The following is a 21633-nucleotide window of genomic DNA, read 5'->3' on the forward strand; positions in this document are numbered from 1 at the left end:
TGCGGCTCGGCACAACAGCTATTTGGTCGGTTCTACATGAGCACAAGCACGCACCTGTCTCTCCCCAAGGACAAGATCCGCATTCTGCTGCTGGAGGGTATCCACGACAGTGCCGTCGCCCTTCTTAAGGCCAGCGGTTATGAAAACGTTGTGCGTCATAAAGGCGCGCTGGAGGGGGATGCCCTCAAAGAAGCGCTGGAAGGTGTGCATATTGTTGGCATTCGTTCCCGCACGCAGCTGACAAAGGACGTGCTGGATGGCGCAGACCGGCTTATGGCCATTGGCTGCTTCTGTATCGGCACCAATCAGGTTGATCTTGAAGCCGCGCGTATGAACGGTATTCCCGTTTTTAACGCACCTTACAGCAACACACGTTCCGTGGCGGAACTGGTGATGGGCGAAATTGTTATGCTCATGCGCCGCATTTTCCCCCGCTCTGTGGAATGCCATGAGGGTAAATGGTCTAAATCCGCTCATAATAGCTGGGAAGTGCGCGGCAAAACGCTGGGTATTGTCGGTTATGGCTCCATTGGCTCCCAGCTTTCTGTGCTGGCAGAAGCCTTTGGCATGCGCGTGGTGTATTACGATGTGGTGGACAAACTGGGCCACGGCAATGCGTTACCAGTAGAAACGCTGGAAGACCTGCTGGGGCAGAGCGATGTGGTGAGCCTGCACGTGCCACAGTTGCCCACAACCAAGAACCTGATGGGTGAAGCCCAGATCAAGGCGATGAAGAAAGGATCTTTCCTCATCAACAACGCACGCGGCAACGTGGTTGATCTGGATGCCTTGGCAGAAGCGCTGAAAAGCGGCCATCTGCTGGGTGCCGCTATTGATGTGTACCCCAAGGAACCCAAAGGCCCGAACGACAAGCTGGAAACACCATTGCAGGGGCTGGATAACGTTATTCTTTCCCCGCATGTTGGTGGTTCCACCGTGGAAGCGCAGGAACGCATTGGCGTGGAAGTGGCGCGTAAGCTGGTGGAATATTCCGATGTGGGGTCCACCTTTGGTTCCGTGAATTTCCCCGGCGTACAGTTGCCGCAAAGCCCACGTGGCACCCGCTTTATGCATGCGCATCGCAACGTGCCGGGCATGATGATGCGCCTGAACGAAATCTTCATGAATGCAGATTGCAACGTTACGGCGCAGTTTTTGCAGACGGATGGAGAAATCGGTTACGTGGTGATTGAAGCCGATACCGGCGGCAGCACGGAACTGGATGATCGTCTTTTGCAGGCATTGCGTGGGCTGGAAGGCACAATCCGCGCACGCTTGATTTACAAAGGTAAATAAGCGTGTCTATCGGGGCGGGAATACTCAATTCCCGCATCCGAAGCTTTGCTTTTTGCGGCATAGAAGCCCGCCCCGTTTGGGTGGAAGTGCAAATTTCCAGCGGTTTGCCAGCCTTTTTAATGGTTGGCCTGCCGGATAAAGCCGTGGCAGAAGCGCGCGAGCGTGTGCGTGCGGCACTTACTTCCATTGGGCTTGCGCTGCCTGCCAAGCGTATTCTGGTTAATCTGGTTCCAGCGGATATTCCCAAGGAAGGATCTCATTTCGATCTTCCCATTGCGTTGGCATTGCTTACCGCCATGGGCGTGATACCGGGTGAGGAAGTGGCGCGTTATGCCGCTTTAGGTGAACTTTCCCTAGATGGACGGCTTAACCCTGTTGCGGGTGTGCTTTCTGCTTCTCTGGAAGCATCTTCCATGAATCTGGGTTTGGTGTGCCCTGCGGCGCAGGGGCAGGAAGCCCTGTGTGGTGGAGATATTTCCATTCTGGCCGCACCAGATTTGCTGGCGCTTATCAACCATTTTAACGGGCTACAGGTTTTATCTCCCCCAATATTTTCCGCGCAGGAAGATGAGCCAGTATCTGAACCCGATCTGTCAGATATACGTGGGATGGAAACAGGCCGTCGCGCGCTGGAAATTGCAGCGGCAGGCGGACATTCCCTCTTGTTAAGCGGGCCGCCGGGTGCGGGTAAATCCATGCTGGCAGCGCGTTTGCCTAGCCTGTTGCCAGATCTTTCTGTGGCGGAAAGCTTGGATGTCTCGCGCATTTATAGCGCGGCGGGCTTGCTGGTAGGCGGTCGGCCTATCAGACGTCCTCCATTTCGTGATCCGCATCATTCAGCCAGCCTGCCTGCTTTGGTAGGCGGAGGTGCGCGTGCGCGGCCGGGCGAAATTAGTTTGGCGCATCGGGGTGTGCTGTTTCTGGACGAATTGCCAGAGTTTTCTCGCTCTGCTTTGGAAGCGCTGCGGCAACCGTTGGAAACTGGCCAGATCAGCATTGCACGTGCTGCCGTGCATGTCACCTTCCCTGCCCGCTTTCAGCTTATTGCGGCCATGAACCCTTGCCGTTGCGGTTATCTGGGTGACGCCAGCCGGGAATGCAGAAAAGCCCCGCGCTGTGGTGAGGATTACATGAACCGTCTTTCTGGCCCATTGTTGGACAGAATAGACATGCATCTTGCTATGCAGCCCTATGAACCGCTGGGATATATGGCCGGTCCTCCGGGAGAAAACAGTGCAACAGTAGCAGAGCGTGTGCGGTGTGCCCGCCAGATGCAAGCAGAGCGGCAAGGTGTGCGCAAAAATGCAGAAGCCGCTTTGGAAGATTTGTGCGTATCGGCAGAAGCGCAGAATATGGCGCAAGCTATAGCGGCCAGATTTCGTTTTTCAGCACGCGGCTATACGCGCATGTTACGCGTGGCGCGCAGCATTGCTGATCTTGCTGCTGAAGCAGATATTCAGCCTCAGCATGTGGCAGAAGCAGCTACCTATCGCAGCCGGAGTTCTGCTCATTAACCCCGGCTGTGATAGCTATGGTTTTCTTGGTTACTTACCGGGTAGCACTTGTAGGCCTTGTTCCAGATCAGCAATCAGATCATCCGGGCTTTCCAATCCAATCTGAAGGCGGAAGGCGGGGCCATCCTGCACGGGGGATTCACTGCTTCGGGTAATGCCGCCAGTAGTCGGCAGAATCAGGCTCTCATACCCGCCCCAAGAGGCGCCAATGCCATACATATTCAAGGCATCAATCATGCGCTGCATATCCTGCGCTGTGTAATCGGCTTTCAGCACAACGCCAAATAGGCTGCCTGCTCCGGTAAAATCGCGTTTCCAATATGTATGGCCGGGGCATTCTGGTAATGCGGGGTGCAGCACGCGGGCCACTTCCGGCCGGGTTTGCAGCCATTTGGCAATCTGCAAGGCAGATTTTGCCTGCTGGGCCAACCGCACGCCCATGGTGCGAAGGCCACGTAGCGTAAGCCAACATTCATCTGGCCCGGCCACCTGCCCCATCTGAATGGCCGCATCGCGCAAGGTATGCCACAGGCGCGTGTCCGCAACGGTAATGGCCCCTGCAATGACATCTGAATGGCCTGCCGGGTATTTTGTAAGCGCCTGAATGGAAACATCTACACCATGCTTGAATGGCGCAAAAATGCCAAAGCCCCATGTATTATCAAAAAATAGCAAGGCCCCATGCGCATGGGCAATTTCTGCCAACATGGCAACGTCCTGCACCTCAAACGTGTGGCTGCCGGGGCTTTCTGTAAACACCACGCGTGTATTGGGGCGCATCAGGGCGGTTATGGTTGCGGCATCCGCGCAAGGTGGAAAATAGGAAATTTCCACACCAAAGCGCTTGAGCATGTTTTCTGCAAAGCGTCGGGTTGGGCCATATACGTTATCGGCCAGCAGGCAGTGATCTCCTGCTTTTAGAAAAGCCAGAAGCGGTGTGGTGCAGGCAGCCAAGCCAGAGCAGACAATTTGTGTATCTGTACCGCCTTCTATGGTTGCAATAGCCTTTTCCAACGCGTGCTGGGTGGGAGAGCCCATAGCCCCATAAATACTCACATGCTCATACCGTTTGCGGCCTGTTTGCTGCATGGCGTCCAAGGACGGAAACACAACGGTAGAGCCACGTTCCAGCGGCAGGTTTACATAAGTTCCTGCCTCTGCCGCTTGTGGGCGGGCAACATGGCTGAGGGAGGATGCCAATTTCAGCCAACCGGCGGAAACCCTGTTTTCGTCTGTCATGCTGTGTGTTCCACTGTTACGGGCGCATTGGGGAAGCTGCCCCATTCTGCCCAAGATCCATCATACAAAGCGCCCATATTAAGCCCGGCGATAGCCAGACCTGCCGCGAGCACTGCTGCTGTCATACCAGAGCCACAGGTGGTTATGGGGGCATCAGATTCCGTAATACCTGCTTGCGCAAATAGAGCGTGCAACTGTTCTGGGGATAAAAACTGCCCTTTTGTATTCAGCAGGTTTTTATACGGCAGGCTGCGTGCGCCCGGCATGTGGCCAGAGGCAACATTGGGCCGTGGTTCTGGGGTTTCACCATAAAAACGGGCAGCGCTGCGGGCATCCAGAATAGGGCGTGTATTGTGTTTTACAACATCCAGCACGTCACCTAACCCTACAATACGCGTATAGCATGTGCGTGGCTGATAGGGCGCGGGCAACGCTGCGCTAGGGGCTGCTGCTTCTGTTGGGTGCCCACCACGTACCCATGCTGGCAACCCACCATCAAGAATAAAGCTGCGTTCATGCCCAAACAGGCGTGTGAGCCACCACCCACGGCAAGCCGATGCAACATTGCCCTGATCATAAAAAACCACTGTATCTTGCGCGGTTACGCCCAGCCTGCCGAACAGGTGGCTAAACCGCGCAGCAGAAGGGGCTGTATGCGGCAATGCGCTTTCTGGGTCAGAAAACAGTTCGATATCAAAATACCGGCTGCCGGGAATATGCGCTGAAGCAAAGCTTTGCTGCGGGTTAATGGTTTCTCCGGGCAACAGAGCTGTGGCATCCAGCAGATGCACACCGGGCGTACCAAGCATTTCAGCCAGTTTTTGTGTGGAAATAAGAGGTGACATATCGGCTGCCTGACCCATTGTGATTTTGAATATTCTACGGTCAAGATCACACAGCCCTGTCTGGCTGGCAAACAAAACATCATGGTGCGTTATGTTGGCTGTGCATAAAGAAGTTTTGTTTTCACACCAGACAAAAACCGGATTTCATGATTTAATGGCGGAATGGCAACTGGTCAGCCCGCTTCTACCGAACGCATCATGCGGCTGCTGCTTTTGGGCGGCATTACGTATGGGTGCGTGCTGGTGCTTGCACCCTTTTCTTCCGCCCTGTTATGGGCGGGCGTGCTGGCCTATACAACGTGGCCATTGTTCCAGCATTTGCGGCGGCGCATGGGGCCAAATGCGGCCAGCCTGACTATGACAGTGCTGTGCGCTGTAGGCGTGGTGTTGCCGTTGGCATTTTTGGCATCTGCCTGCGTATCATCCGGCCCGCGCTGGGCGCGGCAGGTTATGGCGTTTGTTGGCACTATTCATGAACTGCCTCCCCTCCCCCATTGGATAACATCGCTGCCCGCATTTGGGCCTGATATCAGCCATCATTGGGAACGCTGGAGCCGCAACATCAGCTCTGTGGGGGATGAGCTGCGCCCCTATGCGGGTGAGATTATTCAATCTCTCCTTGAAGTGTTGATGCGCATGGCCAATGGAGCCCTGCATCTGGTTATGGCGCTGTTTATTGCCTTCTTTTTCTGGCTGAGCGGCCCCATGTTATGGGATACGGTGCAAGCCGTTATGGTGCGTATTGCAGGGCATCAAGCTGGGCGGCATCTGCATATAGTGGGCAGCACAGTACGCGGAACAGTGTATGGCATTTTAGGCACCGCGATCATACAGGGTATTCTCACAGGTTTGGGCCTGTGGCTGCTAGGAGTTGGAGAAGCCGTTATTTTGGGTGTGCTGGCGGCATTTCTGGCGGTTTTTCCCATAGGTGCTCCTTTGGTGTGGATACCTGCCGCGCTATGGCTGTTTGGTATGCACCACCCAGGAAAAGGCATTTTACTGCTGCTTTATGGTGTTTTGATTATATCAGGGGCAGATCACCTTATTCGCCCGCTGTTTATTGCACGCGGCAGTAAGCTTCCTTATTTGCTGACAGTGCTGGGCGTTATTGGCGGCTTACTGGCCTTTGGTGGTGTAGGCATTTTTCTGGGGCCAATTCTGCTGGCTATAGGCTTTACACTCACAACAGAATTTGCAGCGGATGAAGCCGCGCAACCTCTTGCGCAGGATGAAAAAAGGACTCTGACATCATGAGGCGTCCACTCTCTCGGCTGGTTGAGTTTGCGCGTCGCAAGTCAGCCCATTCCTTTGTATCCTGTGATATGGAGGGCGTGCGGATTATCAGTTGGAATCTGTTGCGGCGTACCGGGGCAACAGTGCATGACATTGCCGCCCTTATTGAGGCCGAAAAGCCCGATGTGCTGCTTATGCAAGAGGCCACAATAGAAATAGATGTGCTGCCAGATGTTATTGGTGGCCACTATGCGCGTAATCCGCAACCGGGGCGTATTCATGGTGTGGCGTGCTGGAGCCGTATTCCGTTTGCGCGTGCGCCCAGAGCTTGCACCATTCCTTCTGGCCCACTGTTTAAGCGCCATGCCCAGATTATTGAGTATGAAAATTTTTCTTTGGCCAACGTACATTTGTCTCATGGGCAGATGTTGAACCGTAAGCAGTTGCGGCGCTTGGCCACACTGCTTTCTCCCCCATGTGCCATTCTGGGGGACTTCAACCTGTTAGGCCCAACATTGGTGCCGGGCTTTAAGGATGTCGGCCCAAAGGCTCCTACGCATCGGATGGTAGATCTTCTGCCTATCAGAATTGACCGGTGTTTGGTGGAAGGCATGCAGTGTTTAAGCGCGCGTGTTCTGCCGGTTTTTGCCTCGGATCATCGGCCTATTGCAGTTACTTTGCGACCTTTGATCGGGTTGTAACTTTTACAGATAAGGCATGAACAATCTGGCAAACGCATCGCGGATCTGGATGATTTTGTTGCGGTTATCCAGATCATAATGTGTAAGCCGTTTGTTGCGGTGCTTGGTAATGAAGTCATCCAGCATTTCAGCCAATATGGTATCGTATATTTCCATATTGATTTCAAAATTCAGCCTCAGGCTGCGAATATCAAGGTTGGAACTGCCTACAAAAGACCATGCTCTATCCACCACCATCAGTTTGGAGTGATTGAAAGGCGGATTTGCTAGCCATACCCGCACCCCTGCGTTCAGCAAAGGTGCAATATTGGCTGCACAGGCCCAGTCCAGCGGGAGATGATTGCTCTGGCGGGGTATGACCAAATCAACCTGCACGCCCCGTAGGGCCGCTAGGCCCAGTTCGGACATCAGGCGTTGGCCCGGTAGAAAATAAGGGGTCATCAACCTTACGTTTTTGCGGGCCAGCGTAATGGCCTGCAACATGGTGTATTCTATTTTTTCCAGATCCGTATCTGGCCCAGCCGTTACAATACGCGCCAGTGATTCGCCCGTACTTTTATGCTCCTGAAAATATAGATCGCCATGTAGGCGCTCCTGCGTGGTAAAATACCAATCCCATGCGGCAGCTTCGGCCAACTGGCGCACAACCGGGCCTTCTACTTTAAAATGCGTGTCTGATACTGGGTGCTTGGGTTTGCGGGAGACCATGTTTTCATCGGCAATATTTAGGCCGCCCAGAAAGCCAATACGTCCATCTACCACCAGAATTTTGCGGTGATCTCGCAAATTGATAAAAGGCATCCGCCACGGCAGCAGAGAATGCATAAAGCGTGCGCACGGTACCCCTGCCCGGCGTAACCGATGATAAAGCGGTGAAAGAAAATAGCCGCTGCCGATGCCATCAACCAGCACACGCACCTGTACGCCGCGTTTATGGGCTGCAACCAGTTTATCTGCAAACAGGCCGCCCACTTTGTCATCTCTGAAAATATAGGAACACAGCAGTATGCTCTTGCTGGCGTGTTCTATGGCATCCAGCATATGCGGGTATGCGCCATCTCCATCATGTAGCGGAATAATGGAGTTGCCCCCTACCAAAGCGCGACTGCTGAGCTTGCCCACCATAAGCGCCAATGGGGCAAACTGCCCTTCCAGCTCTCTGTTCCAAGATGAAGGTTGCTCTGTTTCCAACCGCCGGGGGGAGCGATCTCCTACCAGTTTTTTGGCCAAGCGGGTAACGCGGTTGATGCCGAACATTAGATAAAGTGTTGTGCCCAACAGCGGCATAAAAACACATGCACCTATCCACCCAATAGCGGATGCCGTGTTGCGTTTTGTAAGTAGAATGTGCAACCCGACAGAAACAACCAGCACAAACCTGATAACTGTAAGCGCAAGCGTAAAGGGTGAAATGGACAAGTCTGGCAACATGATAGGTAAAATGCTCACACAAAATGGGCTGGGCTATAAGATACCGAACAAAGTAGCTGCAAAACAGGGATCAGCATTTTTACAGAAACAAAGAAGCGGCAGTGTTGCTTACATGCAAGGCGTAGCTGCTGAACAGCAAGCCTGCGACTGGCTAGAGCAGGACGGATGGACTGTGCTTTTGCGCAGAGCCCGCACCCACCGCGGCGAAATTGATATTGTGGCCAGTAAAGCAGTAGTTCTGTGTTTTGTGGAAGTAAAAAAACGGCGTTCTATAGAAGACGCGTTGGTAAGTTTACAACCAGCGCAACAGCGGCGTTTGTTTCGCGCTGCGGAATGCCTGCTGCAAAAACATCCGTATTGGCAATACGAAGAAATGCGTTTTGATCTGTTTGTATTTGATGATGCAGGCAGAATGGAACGGTTGGAAGATATTATCCGCCAAATGTAAAAAGGCGCTCCTGAAATAGGAACGCCTTTAAAACGTAAGTGGGTGTAAAAGAGAAAAGATTAGGTGCGGTGGCGGCGCTTTACACTATGTGCAGAAACGGCATGCGCAGGATGGTAGCTTACAAGGCGCACCATGCTATGGGCTTTACCATGCTGCGCAGCGGCCAGAACAACACGGTGTGAAGACTTGGCCGCAGCAACGTGCCGCACATGATGCATAACTGGCGGCGGCGCTGCTGTAAGCGCCGCAAAAGTCAGCTTGCTGGCTTCCAGATCAGAAATAATGCGTTCTGCCCGAGCAGAGGAAGATGTGGTGACTAACCCTACGCCAAGTGCTGTAAGAGCAAGAGCGCCACGTACAACCGCAACTCGTTTCATTAATCTAATCCCAACCTGTTTCTCTTTTCTTCAGGAACTATACAGCCCCTTCCCCACTTGACAACCTAAAAATCAGGCTGGGGCGTTACAAGGAATGTTTTTTTCCTTGAACAGGTTTTGGAGTTCGCCGGACTGATACATTTCGGTAACAATATCACACCCGCCAATGAATTCCCCTTTTACGTAAAGCTGCGGAATTGTCGGCCAGTTTGAGAAATCTTTAATACCCTGACGGATGCCCGGATCAGCCAGAACATTTTCGGTTTTGAAGGGAACGCCAAGGTGCTGGAGAATCTGCACTACGCGCGCAGAAAAACCACACTGAGGGAAATCAGCATCCCCTTTCATGAACAGCATGACGGGGTTGGCTTCAATATCCTGCTTGATGCGCTGCTGTGCTGTGTCTGTCATGGTCTGATATCCTTAAAAGCTAAGTGATTAGGGAGCAGAAGTTGTAAGCGCCAGCGCATGCAGCTTGCCGCCCATGTGGCCCTGCAGGGCCTGATAGACAAGCTGATGCTGCCGCACGCGTGAAAGACCCCGGAAGGCTTCGCTCACCACGGAACAGGCATAATGGTCACCATCCCCTGCCAGATCATCAATCTTGATCTGGGCATCCGGAAAAGCCTGCCGGATATAGGTTTCGAGTTCTGTGGCGGACATTGCCATCGGTCTGCTTCCTTCCCGCTTGTTTTGTTAGTTGCCCATTAGCGTCGGGAAAAACGCTTCATGGGCTGTTTTTAGGCGTGTTGCGGATATGGTGACGCCGCTTGGCAGAATCAAATCATTTCCGCCTGAGCGTGCAATAATACGTGCAGGCACCCCGGCAGCCTTGGCGCGTTCACACAGGGCTTTGCCATCTGCCACACATGCCAGATAACGGGCCTGATCTTCCCCAAACCAGAAAGCTTCTGGCCGGATGCCGGAATCTGGGCTTTCCAGTTCACACCCAATGCCGCTTGCCATCACCATTTCTGCGGCGGCAACCATAATGCCACCATCAGCAATGTCATGGCATGCGGTAATGGTGCCATCCAGAATGGCGCTGCGCACAAAGTCACCATTGCGTTTTTCAGCAGCCAGATCGACCGGCGGCGGCGCGCCAGCTTCCTGCCCAAGGATTTCACGCAGCCAGATGGTCTGGCCGAGTTCACCTTTGGTTTCACCAATTAGCACCACATCAGATTCTGGTTGCATACCAAGGCCAACAGCCTTGTTCACATCATCCAGAACGCCCAACGCACCAATGGCGGGTGTGGGCAGAATGGCGGTGGTGGAGCCATCTGGGTTACGTGTTTCGTTATAAAGAGACACGTTACCGCTGACGACCGGGAAGTCCAGCGCTGAGCAGGCTTCCCCCATACCTTCAACCGCAGCCACAAACTGGCCCATGATTTCGGGTTTTTCAGGGTTGGCAAAGTTTAGGTTATCCGTTACGGCCAAGGGGCGTGCGCCGGTGGCTGTAAGGTTACGCCATGCTTCTGCAACAGCCTGTGCACCACCTGTTTTAGGGTCTGCCTGACAGTAGCGCGGCGTGCAATCGGTGGTAATGGCCAGACCAATGTCTGTATCTTCCACCTTTACAATAGCTGCATCAGCAGCGCCCGGACGGCGGACTGTCTGCCCCCCTACGGTGCTGTCGTACTGGTTCCATACCCATGCGCGGGAGGCCAGATCTGGCGAACCCACCAGCTTGAGCAGCGTGGCATCCAAAGAAAGCGGTGCATGCACGCCTTCCAGCGGAGCTGGTGCCTTGGGCGGTGTTGCTGGGCGATCGTAAATGGGGGCCTGTTCTGCCAATGGGTCTAGCGGAATATCAGCTTCCAGCTCCCCTTTGTGCTTAACGACGATGTGGCCGGTGTCTGTCAGATGCCCGATAATGGCAAAATCCAGTTCCCATTTTTCAAAGATCTTGCGGGCCACGTCTGTCCGATCAGGGCGCAGCACCATCAGCATGCGTTCCTGGCTTTCAGACAGCATCATTTCATAAGCCGTCATGTTCGGCTCACGCTGCGGTACGGCATCCAGATCAAGCTCGATACCCACGCCGCCCTTGCCTGCCATTTCTACGGAAGAAGATGTCAGACCAGCAGCGCCCATGTCCTGAATAGCCACAATGGCATCTGTTGCCATCAGTTCCAGACAGGCTTCAATCAGCAGCTTTTCAATGAAGGGGTCACCCACCTGCACTGTGGGGCGTTTGGAAAGTGCATCTTCATCAAACTCAGCGGAAGACATGGTGGCGCCATGAATACCATCACGCCCTGTGCGGGAGCCCACGTACACAACCGGGTTGCCAACACCAGCCGCAGCCGAAAGGAAGATGCGGTCCTTACGGGCCAAGCCAACCGTCATGGCGTTTACCAGCGGGTTGCCATCATAGGCCGGATGGAAGTTAATTTCCCCGCCTACCGTGGGTACGCCAACACAGTTGCCATAGCCGCCAATACCACGCACCACACCATCAATAACGCGGCGGGTAACGGGGTTTTCCGGGCTGCCAAAACGCAGGGCGTTCAGATTGGCAATGGGGCGTGCACCCATGGTGAACACATCGCGCAGAATACCACCAACACCTGTAGCTGCACCCTGATAGGGTTCGATAAAGGATGGGTGGTTATGGCTTTCCATCTTAAAGATGGCGGCATAGCCCTGCCCAATATCTACCACACCAGCATTTTCACCGGGGCCATGAATAACCCACGGCGCTTTGGTTGGCAGCGTGCGCAGCCATTTGCGGGAGGATTTGTAGGAGCAGTGTTCCGACCACATCACGGAGAACACGCCCAGCTCTGTCAGGCTGGGGGTGCGGCCCATAATGGACAGCACACGACCGTATTCCTCGGATGTCAGCCCGAATTCACGGGCAAGAGATTCATCAACGGTTACAGGCTTATTCACCGGACTACAGCCTCCACCAGACCTTGGAATAGCGGCAGACCATCTTCACCGCCCATCAGAGGATCAACCAGATCTTCTGGATGAGGCATCATGCCGCAAATGCGTTTGTTTTCGCTAAGAATGCCCGCAATGCTGTTAACGCTGCCATTGGGGTTACTATCGGCATCATCAGCCTGCACGTTGCCTTTGGCATCGGCGTAGCGAAAAGCCACAAGGCCTTCGCCTTCAAGCCGTTCCAGCGTGGCGATATCTGCCGTGTAATTGCCATCACCATGCGCCAGCGGAGTGCGGAAGACATCGCCCTTTTTCCACTTATGGGTGAAAGGCGTATTTTCGGCCTCAACCTTCAGGTAGCAGTCCTGAGACAGAAAGCGCAAATTGGCGTTGCGCAACAGCGCACCGGGCAGCAGCCCTGTTTCTGTTAAAATCTGGAAGCCGTTGCAAACGCCCAAAATATGGCCACCCTTCTGGGCGTGGGCTTTGATAGCCCCCATGATGGGAGAATGCGCGGCCATAGCGCCACAGCGCAGATAATCGCCATAGCTAAAACCACCTGGTAACACGACCAGATCGGTATCTCCCAGATCTGTTTCATGGTGCCAGATCATGCGCGGGGCCTGCCCTGTAACACGCTTAAGGGCAATGGCCATATCGCGCTCCCGGTTCGTACCGGGGAATACGATAATTGCTGCTTTCATTTTTTCACACTGCACGGATAAGAGGCATGCAGGGCGGCAAAAACACTTTCACCAACCGGCTTGTCCAGCGTTTCGGAATGCGCTTTCAGCCAAGCAAGAACCTTGGAGCGCATTACGGGCATGGTTTCTGTGGTAGGCACACAAAAACCAGCAGGCGCAGATGGATCACCCTCATTCCGATCATTGATTTTGGAAAGAGAGACACCATCCGTCAGGCCGCCAATATAGGCATCGCAAATGCCAGCGCTGGTGGGGCGTGTGCACAGGCGGGCAAAGTTACCTGCCTTCATGGGTGCAATGCGCTGGGCATGGGCAAAGCCCGGTGCCGCACATGCCAAGGCCAGTGCTACAAGGAGGGTGCGCTTCATTCCACCACCTCTACAGCGTAATCTTCAATTACCAGATTGGCCAGCAGGTCACGCGCCATGGCATCGGCTTTTTTCTGGGCTTCTTCGGCTTTAGCGCCGGGCAGATCCAGTTCAATCACCTTGCCCACGCGCACATCCTGCACGCCTTTAAAGCCAAGTGTTTGCAATGCGTGGCTGATGGCCTTGCCCTGCGGATCCAGAACACCGTCCTTTAGCATGACGGTTACACGTACCTTCATTTTCAAGCTCCCGTTGCCACCAGCGTGGTTACTGAACCGTTTCCGGCCCTTTCATATCTCCGCCTGCCCCGTTTTCTGGCAGGATACCCATGCGGCGCGCCACTTCCTGATAGGCTTCTTTTACGTTGCCCATATCGCGGCGGAACCGGTCTTTATCCAGTTTTTCGTTTGTGTGCATATCCCACAGGCGGCAGTTATCGGGCGAGATTTCATCCGCCAGCACAATCTGCATATCTTCGCCTTCCCAGATACGGCCAAACTCCAGTTTAAAGTCTACCAACTGGATGCCAATACCGCTGAACAGGCCGCACAGAAAGTCATTTACCCGCATGGCCATGCCGGTAATTTCTTCCATATCGTGCGGGCAAGCCCAGCCGAAGGCGATGATGTGGTCTTCTGAAACCAGAGGATCACCCAGCGCATCATTCTTGTAATAGAATTCCACAATCGGGCGTGGCAGGCGCTCACCTTCGGGAATATCAAAGCGTTTGGAAATGCTGCCAGCGGCAATATTGCGCACAACCACTTCCAGCGGAATGATTTCCACTTCCTTCACCAACTGCTCACGCATGTTGATGCGGCGGATAAAGTGCGTGGGAATGCCAATTTCCTGCAACCGCAGCATCAGAAATTCACTGATACGGTTGTTCAGAACGCCTTTCCCGGTAATTACGCCGCTTTTTGCGCCGTTCCCTGCTGTGGCATCATCCTTGAAATATTGCACAAGGGTGCCAGGTTCGGGGCCTTCAAAAAGGATTTTGGCTTTACCTTCATAAAGCTGACGCCGACGGGCCATGATGATCCTTACCTGTCGAAAAAGGGTAAGCCAGTTCGGGCAGAACTGGCTATTATTCAAGGGGCCAGCCAGTACGGCCCCTTATATGCTAAATATGGTTCATAGCAGGCTTCCGGGTAGGAAGATATATCCTGCTATGACAAGGGAGCCTGCTTACTGGCGGGGCCCTGTTTCACCAAAGATTTTTTCGTACTGGGTATCCAGCGCCTTCAGGTGTTGGCGGCTATCCATTGCCGCGTCCAGAACGTCTGGAGAGATACGGCCAGAAATTTCCGGATCTGCATCCAGATTTTCACGGAAAGTTTTGCATTCTGGCGTGCCCAGTTTGGTCCATGTTTCCATGGCGTTACGCTGCACGATCCGGTAGGCATCTTCCCGCGAGAGGCCAGCTTTGGCCAGTGCCAGAAGCACTTCGCCAGAATGTACCACACCGCCAAGGCTTTCAATGTTAGCGGCCATGCGGTCTGGATACACCAACATTTTGGAGATCATGCCGGACAGGCGCACAAGGGCAAAATCCAGCCCGATTGTGGCATCTGGGCAGATGTTCCGTTCTACAGAAGAATGGCTGATATCGCGTTCATGCCATAGTGCTACGTCTTCCAGTGCCGGAATAACGGCGGCCCGTACCAGACGAGCCAGCCCCGTAAGGTTTTCGGTCAGCACCGGGTTGCGCTTGTGCGGCATAGCGGAAGAGCCTTTCTGGCCCTTATGGAAGAATTCTTCTGCTTCACGCACTTCAGAACGCTGGAGGTGGCGTACTTCAATTGCCAGACGTTCAATACCGCTGGCAATAACAGCCAGAGCACAGAAATAAGCAGCATGCCGATCACGCGGGATAACCTGCGTAGAAACGGTTTCCGGTTTCAGGCCCAAGCGTTCTGCCACGTAGGATTCAACGCGCGGGTCTAGATGTGCATAGGTGCCAACAGCGCCAGAAATAGCACAGGTGGCAATTTCAGCGCGTGCGGTTTCAAGCCGTTCTTTGTTACGGGCAAATTCTGCGTAATGGCCAGCCAGCTTTAGCCCGAAAGATGTGGGTTCGGCATGAATGCCGTGGCTGCGGCCAATGGTGAGAGTGTGTTTGTGTTCGAAAGCGCGTGTTTTCAACGCATCCAAAACACCATCCAGATCTTTCAACAGCAGGTCTGTTGCCTGCACAAGCTGCACGGCAAGGCAAGTATCCAGCACATCGGATGATGTCATGCCCAAGTGCACAAAGCGGCTTTCGGGGCCAACCTTTTCTGCCAGCCATGTCAGAAAGGCAATAACATCATGCCGGGTTTCGGCTTCAATTTCATCAATGCGGGCCAGATCGGCATCAGAAAAAGCGGCCATTGCGGCATCGCCCTTTTCGCGCACCACCTTGGCGGCTTCCTTGGGCACGGTGCCATATTCAGCCATGGCTTCACACGCCAGCGCTTCAATTTCAAACCAGATGCGATAGCGGTTTGTGGGAGACCAGATGGCGGCCATGACGGGGCGAGTATAACGCGGCACCATAACGCAGAATTCCTTAACCAAAAAAATAAAGCCAACAGGTGGCGTCTCTCTAGCGGATTTCGTGCCTTTCGTCTGCCCGCAAAGCGGAAAACTTTGACTTTTTGTGTTCCTTCCCGAAACTGCTGCCTTTTCGGGCGCATTTTGCCCCTTGTTTTTCGAATCGGAGCTTACGTGAACGGCTTTCTAGATTCCTTCAGCCTGACAGCATTTGTCGCCTTTTTGCAGGTTGTGCTGATTGATGTGACACTGGCGGGAGATAACGCCGTTGTTATTGGTATGGCGGTGCGGTCTCTTTCTGGCGCACAGCGGCAGAAAGCTATTCTTGCCGGTGTGGGGCTGGCGGCCATTATCCGTATTTTGCTGGCTCTGGTGGCTGTGCGGCTGTTGGAGATTGTGGGCCTTACGCTAGCCGGTGGTTTTTTGCTGCTTTGGGTATGCTGGCGCATGTACCGCGAAATGCAGGAAAACCACGCAAATGACGATACAGGCCCCGCACCCCCAGGAAGTTTGGGGAAGGCTATTTTCCGTATCCTGATAGCAGATTTATCCATGAGCTTGGATAACGTGCTTGCTGTTGCCGGTGCTGCGAGAGAGCATCCGGCTATTTTGATAGCAGGCTTGGCTCTTTCCGTACTGCTTATGGGGTTGGCGGCTTCTGTTATTGCGCGCTTGCTGGATAAATATAAGTGGATTTCCTGGGTTGGCCTGCTGATTGTTCTGGCTGTTGCCATAGAACTGATAGTTAAAGGTGGTGGCGAAGTTTGGGGGCATTTGCCCCACTGATTTTTGGGCAGTGCGGAAAGCACTTGCCAACGTGCGGGAAACGCGCTGATTCTGCGGTATGAGACGTTTTGCGATTTCTTACCGATACCGCCTTGTGGCGGCTGTTTCTCTGGCGTGTGTGGGGCTGAGCGCCTGCTCGTCCCCCTCATCAGAACAGCAAGGAGCTTCTGAAAACCGTTTGGCATGGCCAACGGAGCAGCAGGCCGCCCAAGGCACGCCCCCTACAAGTGATGTTGCCAGTCGGTTGACTGTTTGGCTGGGGTTGGTGAAATCCTCGCAGAACAGTGCGCAGGCTTATGCTGATTTTCTGCAAACGCGTCCAGTATGGCCCCGCTGGCAGTTGTTGACATCGCGCATGCAACTTGCTTTGGCCAAGGAAACAGATCCGGCAGTGCTGGCCCGGCTATGCGCTTCGCAAAATCTGACATACGGCCCAGCGCTTGCGCAATGTGCCACACAGGTTCCGGCTTCGGCAGATTTAAGCAAACGTTTGAATACGGAAGCCGCACAGGCATGGGCAAATGGCAACGATGCCAGTTCCGCAGCCACCGCTTTGCAAAGCAATTTTGCATCTGCCATCACGCCAGAACGTTCTTGGTTGCGGTTTGATCGTGAAGAAAAAAATGGGCTGGTAGCGGCTGCCAAGCAAACCTTGCCCTATCTTTCTGCCCAAAAACAGCCACTGGCACAGGCCCGCTTAGCTTTCCGTGCAGATGACCCAGCAGCAGAAACACTGGCCGCTGCCCTACCCGCTAACCAGCGGTCTGATCCGTACCTTATTCTCGATCATGCGCGCTGGCTGCGCAAACAACAGCGTTATGATGAAGCCGTGGCGCTATGGAAAAGCGCTGGGGCAGAGGCTGAACGCAGCACACATGGTGCCTCATTCTGGCGAGAGCGGGATACGCTGGCGCGTGAATTGATTCAGGCTGGGCGTGCCGCAGATGCTTTTGCTGTAGCAAATGATACAGCCACAACACCAACAAACAGGCTAGATGCACAGTTTCTTGCCGGGTGGATTGCCCTGCGCCTTCAGCATGATCCTGCAACTGCAGAAACTTTTTTCCGTCCACTGGCTCAGTCCACTGCGCTTATTACACGGAGCCGTGGCTTTTACTGGCTTGGGCGTGCACGTGCCGCAGCGGGGGATTCCGCTTCAGCCCATGCAAATTGGCAGCAGGCGGCTGCCCTGCCCGGAACATTTTATGGGCAAATGGCTGCGGCTGCGTTGGAAGGCCGCAATAACGTGCTGCTAGACCCAGCCAATGTGCCAGAGGAAACGCGCACACGCCTTAAAGCGGAGCGTGACCCAGAAACAACCACATCGGAAGATGTTTACGTTTCTGGCAGTGAACTGGCGCAGGCTGCACAGATCCTTGTTTCATGGGGAGATCGCCCACATGCGCGAGATTTCATGAACATGCTTGAACAGCAGGTTACAAGCACGCCGCAGCGTCTGGCGCTTTCCTCTTTATCTGCTCAGTTGGGATTGCCGGATATCGCTGTAACAGTCTCCCGCCATGCGGGGCGCGATGGTGTCTTTCTGCTGCGCTCTGGTTGGCCGCTTCCTTATACGCCGCCATCCAGCACTTTGCCCGCTGGTGTGGCGCTCGGCCTGATGCGGCAGGAAAGTAACTTTAATCCCGATGCCATTAGCCCTTCCAATGCTATTGGGCTTATGCAGCTTAAACCGTCCACTGCGGGAGATATGCTGCGCGTAACGGGCCTACCTGCCTCTGCGGCAACGGCTGCCGGGCTGCATGACCCAGAAAACAACATGAAGTTGGGCACAGCTTATCTGGAGCACATCCAGTCTCGTTTTGGGGCGGTGGTGCCGTATATGGCCGCAGCCTATAATGGTGGGCCTACCCGTTTGGCGCGTTGGTTAAACACAGCCGGTAACCCAGCCCAGAACGGCGCTTCTGCCGAAGAGATGATCGATTGGATTGAGAGCATTCCCTATTCCGAAACACGGAATTACGTGCAGCGTGTGTGGGAAAACATGACCATCTATGTGGCATTGGGGAACAAGTAAAATGGACATCGCACGGCTGATTGCAACATTTGGTGGTTGCGGGCTTTCACCCCGGGCGCCGGGTACGGTTGGTTCCTTGGCGGCATTAGTGGTGGGGCTGCCTTTGCTAAAGCGCCCTCGCCTTTTGGTGGCAGGTATTGCTGCGGTAACTATGGTGGGCTGGTGGGCCACAAAACGCAGCGGCAAAGGCGAAGATCACAGTTGGATTGTAATTGATGAAGTGGCCGGAATGTGGATAGCCTTGCTGGCCTGCCTGCCAAAAACAGAGGAACAGGCCCGTGAAAAATGGTTCTGGATGTACCCTTTGCTGGCGTTTGCCTTTTTCCGCTTGTTTGACATTACAAAGCCCGGCCCGGTTGGCGTGCTGGATAGACGGCACGATGCCATAGGTGTGATGGGAGATGACGTGATTGCAGGCGCCATGGCCGCGTTATGTGTAAGAGGCGTGCGTGCAGTTGTGGGGCGCGCATCACACTAAGCGGAAGGTTTTTTGGTAATGTCTGCGACTAATGCTTCTTTTTCAGAGTTTTCTGTGCTGGCTGCTGCTGAGCGCACTCTCTCCCGCTTGCGGCAGGTAGATGGGCATATGGTTACAGCGGAAAGCTGCACTGGCGGTTTGGTTGCAGCAATGTTGACGCATTTTCCCGGTTCTTCCGATGTAACGGAAGGTGGGTTTGTAACGTATTCCAACGCCATGAAGCAAAAGGTGCTGGGGGTTCCGGCCAAAGTATTGGAAAAGCACGGAGCCGTAAGCGCGCAAACTGTGGAAAAAATGGCCGAAGGCGCCTTAAAGGCTTCACCCATTGCTTCTATCTCGGTGGCTATTTCCGGTATAGCTGGGCCAGATGGGGGATCAGCAGAAAAACCCGTAGGGCTTGTATGGTTTGCAACGGCCATGAAAAATGGCGCTGTTATCTCGGATAAGCAGGTTTTTTCTGGCAGCCGGGAAGATGTCAGAGCGCAAGCGGCACAGCATGCGTTTGAGTTGATTTTGCAGCGTTTGAGCTGAAATTTGCAAAAAAATACTGCTGCCGAAACAGATGTCGGCAGCAGTATCTATGTTCACATTACTGAACCGGAACAGGTGCCGGCAGTGGGGCATTTGTTGGAACTGTAGCTGTAGGAGCTGTAGGCAGAGCTGGTGCTTTGACGCCTGTGCCAGCAGCCACCGGAGCCGGAATACCAGGAGCAGACACACTAGGTGCTGTAAGCACAGGTGCGGATGGCGCCGTTACGGCAGGTGCTGCGCCAGCAATGGCCGGAACCTGATTGTTCTGTGCCGCAGCCAGGCTTTTGGCATTTAGATCAGCTGTTTCGGCATCACCATTGTTCTGTGCAGATTTTTCACCCGCGGCACATTTGCCTTTTAGGCAATGTTCATGATGGTGATGTGCATGCATGCCGTGATGCGTTGCGGTTTCAGCAGCCAGAGCTGGCGCAACAGCCAGAGTTGCAGAAGAGGCCAGCAGAGCTGCTGCGAAAAGTTTTTTCATATGGATATATTCCTTAATAAGGTTGAATCGCCTTGTCACAGGCAATTCCCATATTCCACAATAGGTTACAGAAAATTGCCTGCGTGCATCATAAGCAGGGTTTCAACCGAAACAAAGGATATAAACCAAAGAAAATATCCACTCTGCTTTCAGGTGGCAGGGTGTTCACTGGTACAGGTTGTTGTTGTGTTGGTGATGGGCGTTTGTGGCGGCCCATATACTTCGCGCGCGCGTTTGATAAAGGCAGAAACCATCAACCGTGTGGCTTCTGTAAACACCACGCCAATAGCGGCCTGCAAAATGCGCGAACGGAATTCAAAATCTACAAAAAATTCTACAAGGCAACCTTCGGGCGTTGCAGTGAATTTCCAGATATTGCGCAAATACCTAAAAGGCCCGCGCTCATACCGAACAGTAATGGATGATGGGCGGTCTAGCGTAACGCGCGATGTAAAACTTTCCCGGAATGGGCCAAAACCAATGGTTAAGTCCGCAACCAGTTCTGTAGCGGTGCGCGTGCGCACTTTGGCTGCAACGCACCAAGGCAGAAACTTGGGATAATGACCAACATCGGCAACAAGATCAAAAATCTGATCTGGGCGATAAGGTAAAACACGCTTTTCTGCGTGCTGTGGCATTACTGATCCTCCTTCAGGCGGGCATTGCGTGTTTCACGCAGTGCGGCAAAGTCGGCATCGGCATGGTAGGAGGAGCGCGTAAGTGGGCTGGAACTTACCTGCAAAAAGCCTTTTACGCGTGCCATTGTGCCGTAGTCCTCAAACTCTGCCGGGGTAACAAAACGTGCAACTGGGGCATGTTTGGCTGTTGGTTGGAGATACTGGCCCATTGTAATAAAATCTACATCTGCCACGCGCAGATCATCCATGACCTGAGCGAGTTCCATCTTTTCTTCCCCCAAACCAAGCATGAGCCCAGATTTGGTAAAGATGGACGCATCAAGCTGTTTAACCCGATCTAATAAGCGCAAAGATTGGTAGTAACGCGCCCCCGGCCGAATGGTCGGATACAAGCGTGGCACGGTTTCCAAATTGTGGTTGAAAACATCAGGTCGTGCTTCAACAACCACTTCTAAGGCATTCTTTTTACGCAAAAAATCAGGTGTCAGGATTTCGATGGTTGTTTCTGGCGCCGCCGCACGAATAGCATGAATAACGCGGGCAAAATGGTGCGCGCCCCCATCTTCCAGATCATCCCGATCTACCGATGTAATAACCACATGCCGCAACCCAAGGCGTGCCACCGCTTCTGCCACACGGGCGGGTTCATCCGCATCCAACGCATGCGGCAGGCCGGTAGTAACATTGCAAAATGCACAGGCCCGGGTGCAGATTTCCCCCATGATCATCATGGTGGCATGGCGTTGAGACCAGCATTCCCCAATGTTGGGGCATGCGGCTTCCTCACACACAGTTACCAGTTTGTTGCTGCGCATAAGCGCACGTGTTTCGTGGTAAATGGGGTGATTGGGCGCCTTAACGCGTATCCAGTCCGGTTTGCGGGCTATGGGGTTGTCTGGCCGATGTGCTTTTTCTGGATGACGCAGCTTGTTGGGGCTGCTGCCTCCTGTTCGATGATCAATCACAACGCGAATAGACATATCTTTGCCCGCTTTTGCCAAGGGTTACCACAGAACTGGAACGCTCCTGCCGTGGCGTCAAGGCAGGAACGCGCCATATAGTGTTCTGGCAACATCAAACCCTTGAGATGATACA

At 53.8% G+C, this 21633-nt stretch carries 24 protein-coding genes; 9 read left to right on the forward strand and 15 right to left on the reverse strand.

Annotated elements, in window-relative coordinates; genetic code table 11:
- Positions 1–36 precede the first annotated feature (36 nt).
- On the forward strand, positions 37–1296 hold the full coding sequence (gene serA, locus DS739_RS06190; RefSeq protein ID WP_006115262.1) for a phosphoglycerate dehydrogenase: 1260 nt from the start codon (positions 37–39) through the stop codon (positions 1294–1296).
- A 2-nt stretch (positions 1297–1298) separates the two neighbouring features.
- Positions 1299–2810 (forward strand): YifB family Mg chelatase-like AAA ATPase, encoded by a 1512-nt coding sequence (locus DS739_RS06195; RefSeq protein ID WP_006115263.1) that lies wholly within the window; start codon positions 1299–1301, stop codon positions 2808–2810.
- 30 nt (positions 2811–2840) lie between these two features.
- On the opposite strand, the gene metC is transcribed toward DS739_RS06195, so the two are convergent.
- Both metC and DS739_RS06205 read right to left on the reverse strand, forming a co-directional pair.
- The gene (gene metC / locus DS739_RS06200; protein ID WP_035351405.1) at positions 2841–4049 is read right to left on the reverse strand and encodes a cystathionine beta-lyase; all 1209 of its coding nucleotides are present in this window, start codon (positions 4047–4049) and stop codon (positions 2841–2843) included.
- A complete protein-coding gene (locus DS739_RS06205) occupies positions 4046–4987 on the reverse strand; it encodes a sulfurtransferase (protein ID WP_081461401.1) in 942 nt (313 codons plus the stop codon). The genes metC and DS739_RS06205 overlap by 4 nt, the downstream gene beginning before the upstream one ends.
- Before the next feature lie 69 nt (positions 4988–5056).
- Here DS739_RS06205 and DS739_RS06210 point away from each other — a divergent pair, with 69 nt between their 5' ends.
- Positions 5057–6148 carry an AI-2E family transporter gene (locus DS739_RS06210; protein WP_006115266.1) on the forward strand — a complete coding sequence of 364 codons (1092 nt, stop codon included), beginning with the start codon at positions 5057–5059 and terminating at the stop codon, positions 6146–6148.
- On the forward strand, positions 6145–6828 hold the full coding sequence (locus DS739_RS06215; protein WP_006115267.1) for an endonuclease/exonuclease/phosphatase family protein: 684 nt from the start codon (positions 6145–6147) through the stop codon (positions 6826–6828). Before DS739_RS06210 ends, DS739_RS06215 begins: the two co-directional genes overlap by 4 nt.
- A 3-nt stretch (positions 6829–6831) precedes the next feature.
- On the opposite strand, the gene cls is transcribed toward DS739_RS06215, so the two are convergent.
- The gene (gene cls, locus DS739_RS06220) at positions 6832–8259 is read right to left on the reverse strand and encodes a cardiolipin synthase (protein ID WP_035351401.1); all 1428 of its coding nucleotides are present in this window, start codon (positions 8257–8259) and stop codon (positions 6832–6834) included.
- Between cls and DS739_RS06225 the strand changes: the two genes are divergently transcribed.
- Positions 8258–8707 carry a YraN family protein gene (locus tag DS739_RS06225; protein ID WP_170315276.1) on the forward strand — a complete coding sequence of 150 codons (450 nt, stop codon included), beginning with the start codon at positions 8258–8260 and terminating at the stop codon, positions 8705–8707. The two genes, cls and DS739_RS06225, sit on opposite strands and share 2 nt — an antisense overlap.
- 59 nt (positions 8708–8766) lie before the next feature.
- Here DS739_RS06225 and DS739_RS06230 read toward each other — a convergent pair whose 3' ends face one another.
- The 9 genes from DS739_RS06230 to purB all read right to left on the reverse strand — a co-directional run bounded on the left by DS739_RS06230 (position 8767) and on the right by purB (position 15589).
- Entirely contained in the window at positions 8767–9084 is a 318-nt protein-coding gene (locus tag DS739_RS06230; protein WP_006115270.1) for a hypothetical protein, read from the reverse strand.
- Positions 9085–9156: 72 nt separating this feature from the next.
- Entirely contained in the window at positions 9157–9495 is a 339-nt protein-coding gene (gene grxD / locus DS739_RS06235; RefSeq protein ID WP_006115271.1) for a Grx4 family monothiol glutaredoxin, read from the reverse strand.
- Positions 9496–9522: 27 nt separating this feature from the next.
- Entirely contained in the window at positions 9523–9753 is a 231-nt protein-coding gene (locus DS739_RS06240; protein WP_006115272.1) for a BolA/IbaG family iron-sulfur metabolism protein, read from the reverse strand.
- A 27-nt stretch (positions 9754–9780) separates the two neighbouring features.
- On the reverse strand, positions 9781–11985 hold the full coding sequence (purL, locus tag DS739_RS06245) for a phosphoribosylformylglycinamidine synthase subunit PurL (RefSeq protein ID WP_006115273.1): 2205 nt from the start codon (positions 11983–11985) through the stop codon (positions 9781–9783).
- Positions 11982–12683, reverse strand: coding sequence for a phosphoribosylformylglycinamidine synthase subunit PurQ (purQ, locus tag DS739_RS06250; protein WP_035351398.1), 702 nt, complete (start codon positions 12681–12683; stop codon positions 11982–11984). The genes purL and purQ overlap by 4 nt, the downstream gene beginning before the upstream one ends.
- A complete protein-coding gene (locus tag DS739_RS06255; protein ID WP_035351396.1) occupies positions 12680–13051 on the reverse strand; it encodes a Rap1a/Tai family immunity protein in 372 nt (123 codons plus the stop codon). Before DS739_RS06255 ends, purQ begins: the two co-directional genes overlap by 4 nt.
- Entirely contained in the window at positions 13048–13290 is a 243-nt protein-coding gene (gene purS / locus DS739_RS06260) for a phosphoribosylformylglycinamidine synthase subunit PurS (protein WP_035351393.1), read from the reverse strand. Before purS ends, DS739_RS06255 begins: the two co-directional genes overlap by 4 nt.
- A 28-nt stretch (positions 13291–13318) precedes the next feature.
- Positions 13319–14086 (reverse strand): phosphoribosylaminoimidazolesuccinocarboxamide synthase, encoded by a 768-nt coding sequence (purC, locus tag DS739_RS06265; RefSeq protein ID WP_003630621.1) that lies wholly within the window; start codon positions 14084–14086, stop codon positions 13319–13321.
- Between the two features lie 153 nt (positions 14087–14239).
- Positions 14240–15589, reverse strand: a complete 1350-nt coding sequence (gene purB / locus DS739_RS06270; RefSeq protein ID WP_012812894.1) for an adenylosuccinate lyase — start codon at positions 15587–15589, stop codon at positions 14240–14242.
- A gap of 171 nt (positions 15590–15760) precedes the next feature.
- Here purB and DS739_RS06275 point away from each other — a divergent pair, with 171 nt between their 5' ends.
- The 4 genes from DS739_RS06275 to DS739_RS06290 are packed head-to-tail and all read left to right on the forward strand — an operon-like array spanning position 15761 to position 19416.
- Positions 15761–16372: a YjbE family putative metal transport protein gene (locus DS739_RS06275; RefSeq protein WP_035351390.1), complete on the forward strand. Its 612-nt coding sequence runs from the start codon at positions 15761–15763 to the stop codon at positions 16370–16372.
- 58 nt (positions 16373–16430) lie between these two features.
- Positions 16431–18407, forward strand: a complete 1977-nt coding sequence (locus DS739_RS06280; protein WP_006115278.1) for a lytic transglycosylase domain-containing protein — start codon at positions 16431–16433, stop codon at positions 18405–18407.
- A gap of 1 nt (position 18408) precedes the next feature.
- Complete coding sequence (locus DS739_RS06285; RefSeq protein WP_035351386.1) at positions 18409–18885, forward strand: phosphatidylglycerophosphatase A; 477 nt, start codon at positions 18409–18411, stop codon at positions 18883–18885.
- Positions 18886–18903: 18 nt separating this feature from the next.
- Positions 18904–19416, forward strand: a complete 513-nt coding sequence (locus DS739_RS06290; RefSeq protein ID WP_035351383.1) for a CinA family protein — start codon at positions 18904–18906, stop codon at positions 19414–19416.
- Positions 19417–19474: 58 nt separating this feature from the next.
- Here DS739_RS06290 and DS739_RS06295 read toward each other — a convergent pair whose 3' ends face one another.
- The 3 genes from DS739_RS06295 to lipA all read right to left on the reverse strand — a co-directional run bounded on the left by DS739_RS06295 (position 19475) and on the right by lipA (position 21518).
- Entirely contained in the window at positions 19475–19900 is a 426-nt protein-coding gene (locus tag DS739_RS06295; RefSeq protein WP_035351380.1) for a hypothetical protein, read from the reverse strand.
- A 149-nt stretch (positions 19901–20049) separates the two neighbouring features.
- Positions 20050–20538, reverse strand: coding sequence for a type II toxin-antitoxin system RatA family toxin (locus DS739_RS06300; protein WP_006115282.1), 489 nt, complete (start codon positions 20536–20538; stop codon positions 20050–20052).
- A complete protein-coding gene (gene lipA, locus DS739_RS06305; RefSeq protein WP_035351710.1) occupies positions 20538–21518 on the reverse strand; it encodes a lipoyl synthase in 981 nt (326 codons plus the stop codon). The genes DS739_RS06300 and lipA overlap by 1 nt, the downstream gene beginning before the upstream one ends.
- Positions 21519–21633: the final 115 nt, after the last annotated feature.

The sequence above is a fragment of the Acetobacter sp. JWB genome (assembly GCF_003323795.1).
GTDB lineage: Bacteria > Pseudomonadota > Alphaproteobacteria > Acetobacterales > Acetobacteraceae > Acetobacter > Acetobacter oryzifermentans.

Excerpts from the sequence above, each read along its gene's own strand:
- DS739_RS06225 (WP_170315276.1), top strand. The coding sequence starts at position 8,258 with ATGATAGGTAAAATGCTCACACAAAATGGGCTGGGCTATAAGATACCG.
- purC (WP_003630621.1), bottom strand. The coding sequence starts at position 14,086 with ATGGCCCGTCGGCGTCAGCTTTATGAAGGTAAAGCCAAAATCCTTTTT.
- DS739_RS06285 (WP_035351386.1), top strand. The coding sequence starts at position 18,409 with ATGGACATCGCACGGCTGATTGCAACATTTGGTGGTTGCGGGCTTTCA.
- grxD (WP_006115271.1), bottom strand. The coding sequence starts at position 9,495 with ATGACAGACACAGCACAGCAGCGCATCAAGCAGGATATTGAAGCCAAC.
- DS739_RS06280 (WP_006115278.1), top strand. The coding sequence starts at position 16,431 with ATGAGACGTTTTGCGATTTCTTACCGATACCGCCTTGTGGCGGCTGTT.
- purB (WP_012812894.1), bottom strand. The coding sequence starts at position 15,589 with ATGGTGCCGCGTTATACTCGCCCCGTCATGGCCGCCATCTGGTCTCCC.
- purS (WP_035351393.1), bottom strand. The coding sequence starts at position 13,290 with ATGAAGGTACGTGTAACCGTCATGCTAAAGGACGGTGTTCTGGATCCG.
- purQ (WP_035351398.1), bottom strand. The coding sequence starts at position 12,683 with ATGAAAGCAGCAATTATCGTATTCCCCGGTACGAACCGGGAGCGCGAT.
- cls (WP_035351401.1), bottom strand. The coding sequence starts at position 8,259 with ATGTTGCCAGACTTGTCCATTTCACCCTTTACGCTTGCGCTTACAGTT.
- DS739_RS06290 (WP_035351383.1), top strand. The coding sequence starts at position 18,904 with ATGTCTGCGACTAATGCTTCTTTTTCAGAGTTTTCTGTGCTGGCTGCT.
- DS739_RS06240 (WP_006115272.1), bottom strand. The coding sequence starts at position 9,753 with ATGGCAATGTCCGCCACAGAACTCGAAACCTATATCCGGCAGGCTTTT.
- serA (WP_006115262.1), top strand. The coding sequence starts at position 37 with ATGAGCACAAGCACGCACCTGTCTCTCCCCAAGGACAAGATCCGCATT.
- DS739_RS06230 (WP_006115270.1), bottom strand. The coding sequence starts at position 9,084 with ATGAAACGAGTTGCGGTTGTACGTGGCGCTCTTGCTCTTACAGCACTT.
- DS739_RS06215 (WP_006115267.1), top strand. The coding sequence starts at position 6,145 with ATGAGGCGTCCACTCTCTCGGCTGGTTGAGTTTGCGCGTCGCAAGTCA.
- DS739_RS06255 (WP_035351396.1), bottom strand. The coding sequence starts at position 13,051 with ATGAAGCGCACCCTCCTTGTAGCACTGGCCTTGGCATGTGCGGCACCG.
- metC (WP_035351405.1), bottom strand. The coding sequence starts at position 4,049 with ATGACAGACGAAAACAGGGTTTCCGCCGGTTGGCTGAAATTGGCATCC.
- DS739_RS06210 (WP_006115266.1), top strand. The coding sequence starts at position 5,057 with ATGGCAACTGGTCAGCCCGCTTCTACCGAACGCATCATGCGGCTGCTG.
- DS739_RS06295 (WP_035351380.1), bottom strand. The coding sequence starts at position 19,900 with ATGAAAAAACTTTTCGCAGCAGCTCTGCTGGCCTCTTCTGCAACTCTG.
- lipA (WP_035351710.1), bottom strand. The coding sequence starts at position 21,518 with ATGTCTATTCGCGTTGTGATTGATCATCGAACAGGAGGCAGCAGCCCC.
- DS739_RS06300 (WP_006115282.1), bottom strand. The coding sequence starts at position 20,538 with ATGCCACAGCACGCAGAAAAGCGTGTTTTACCTTATCGCCCAGATCAG.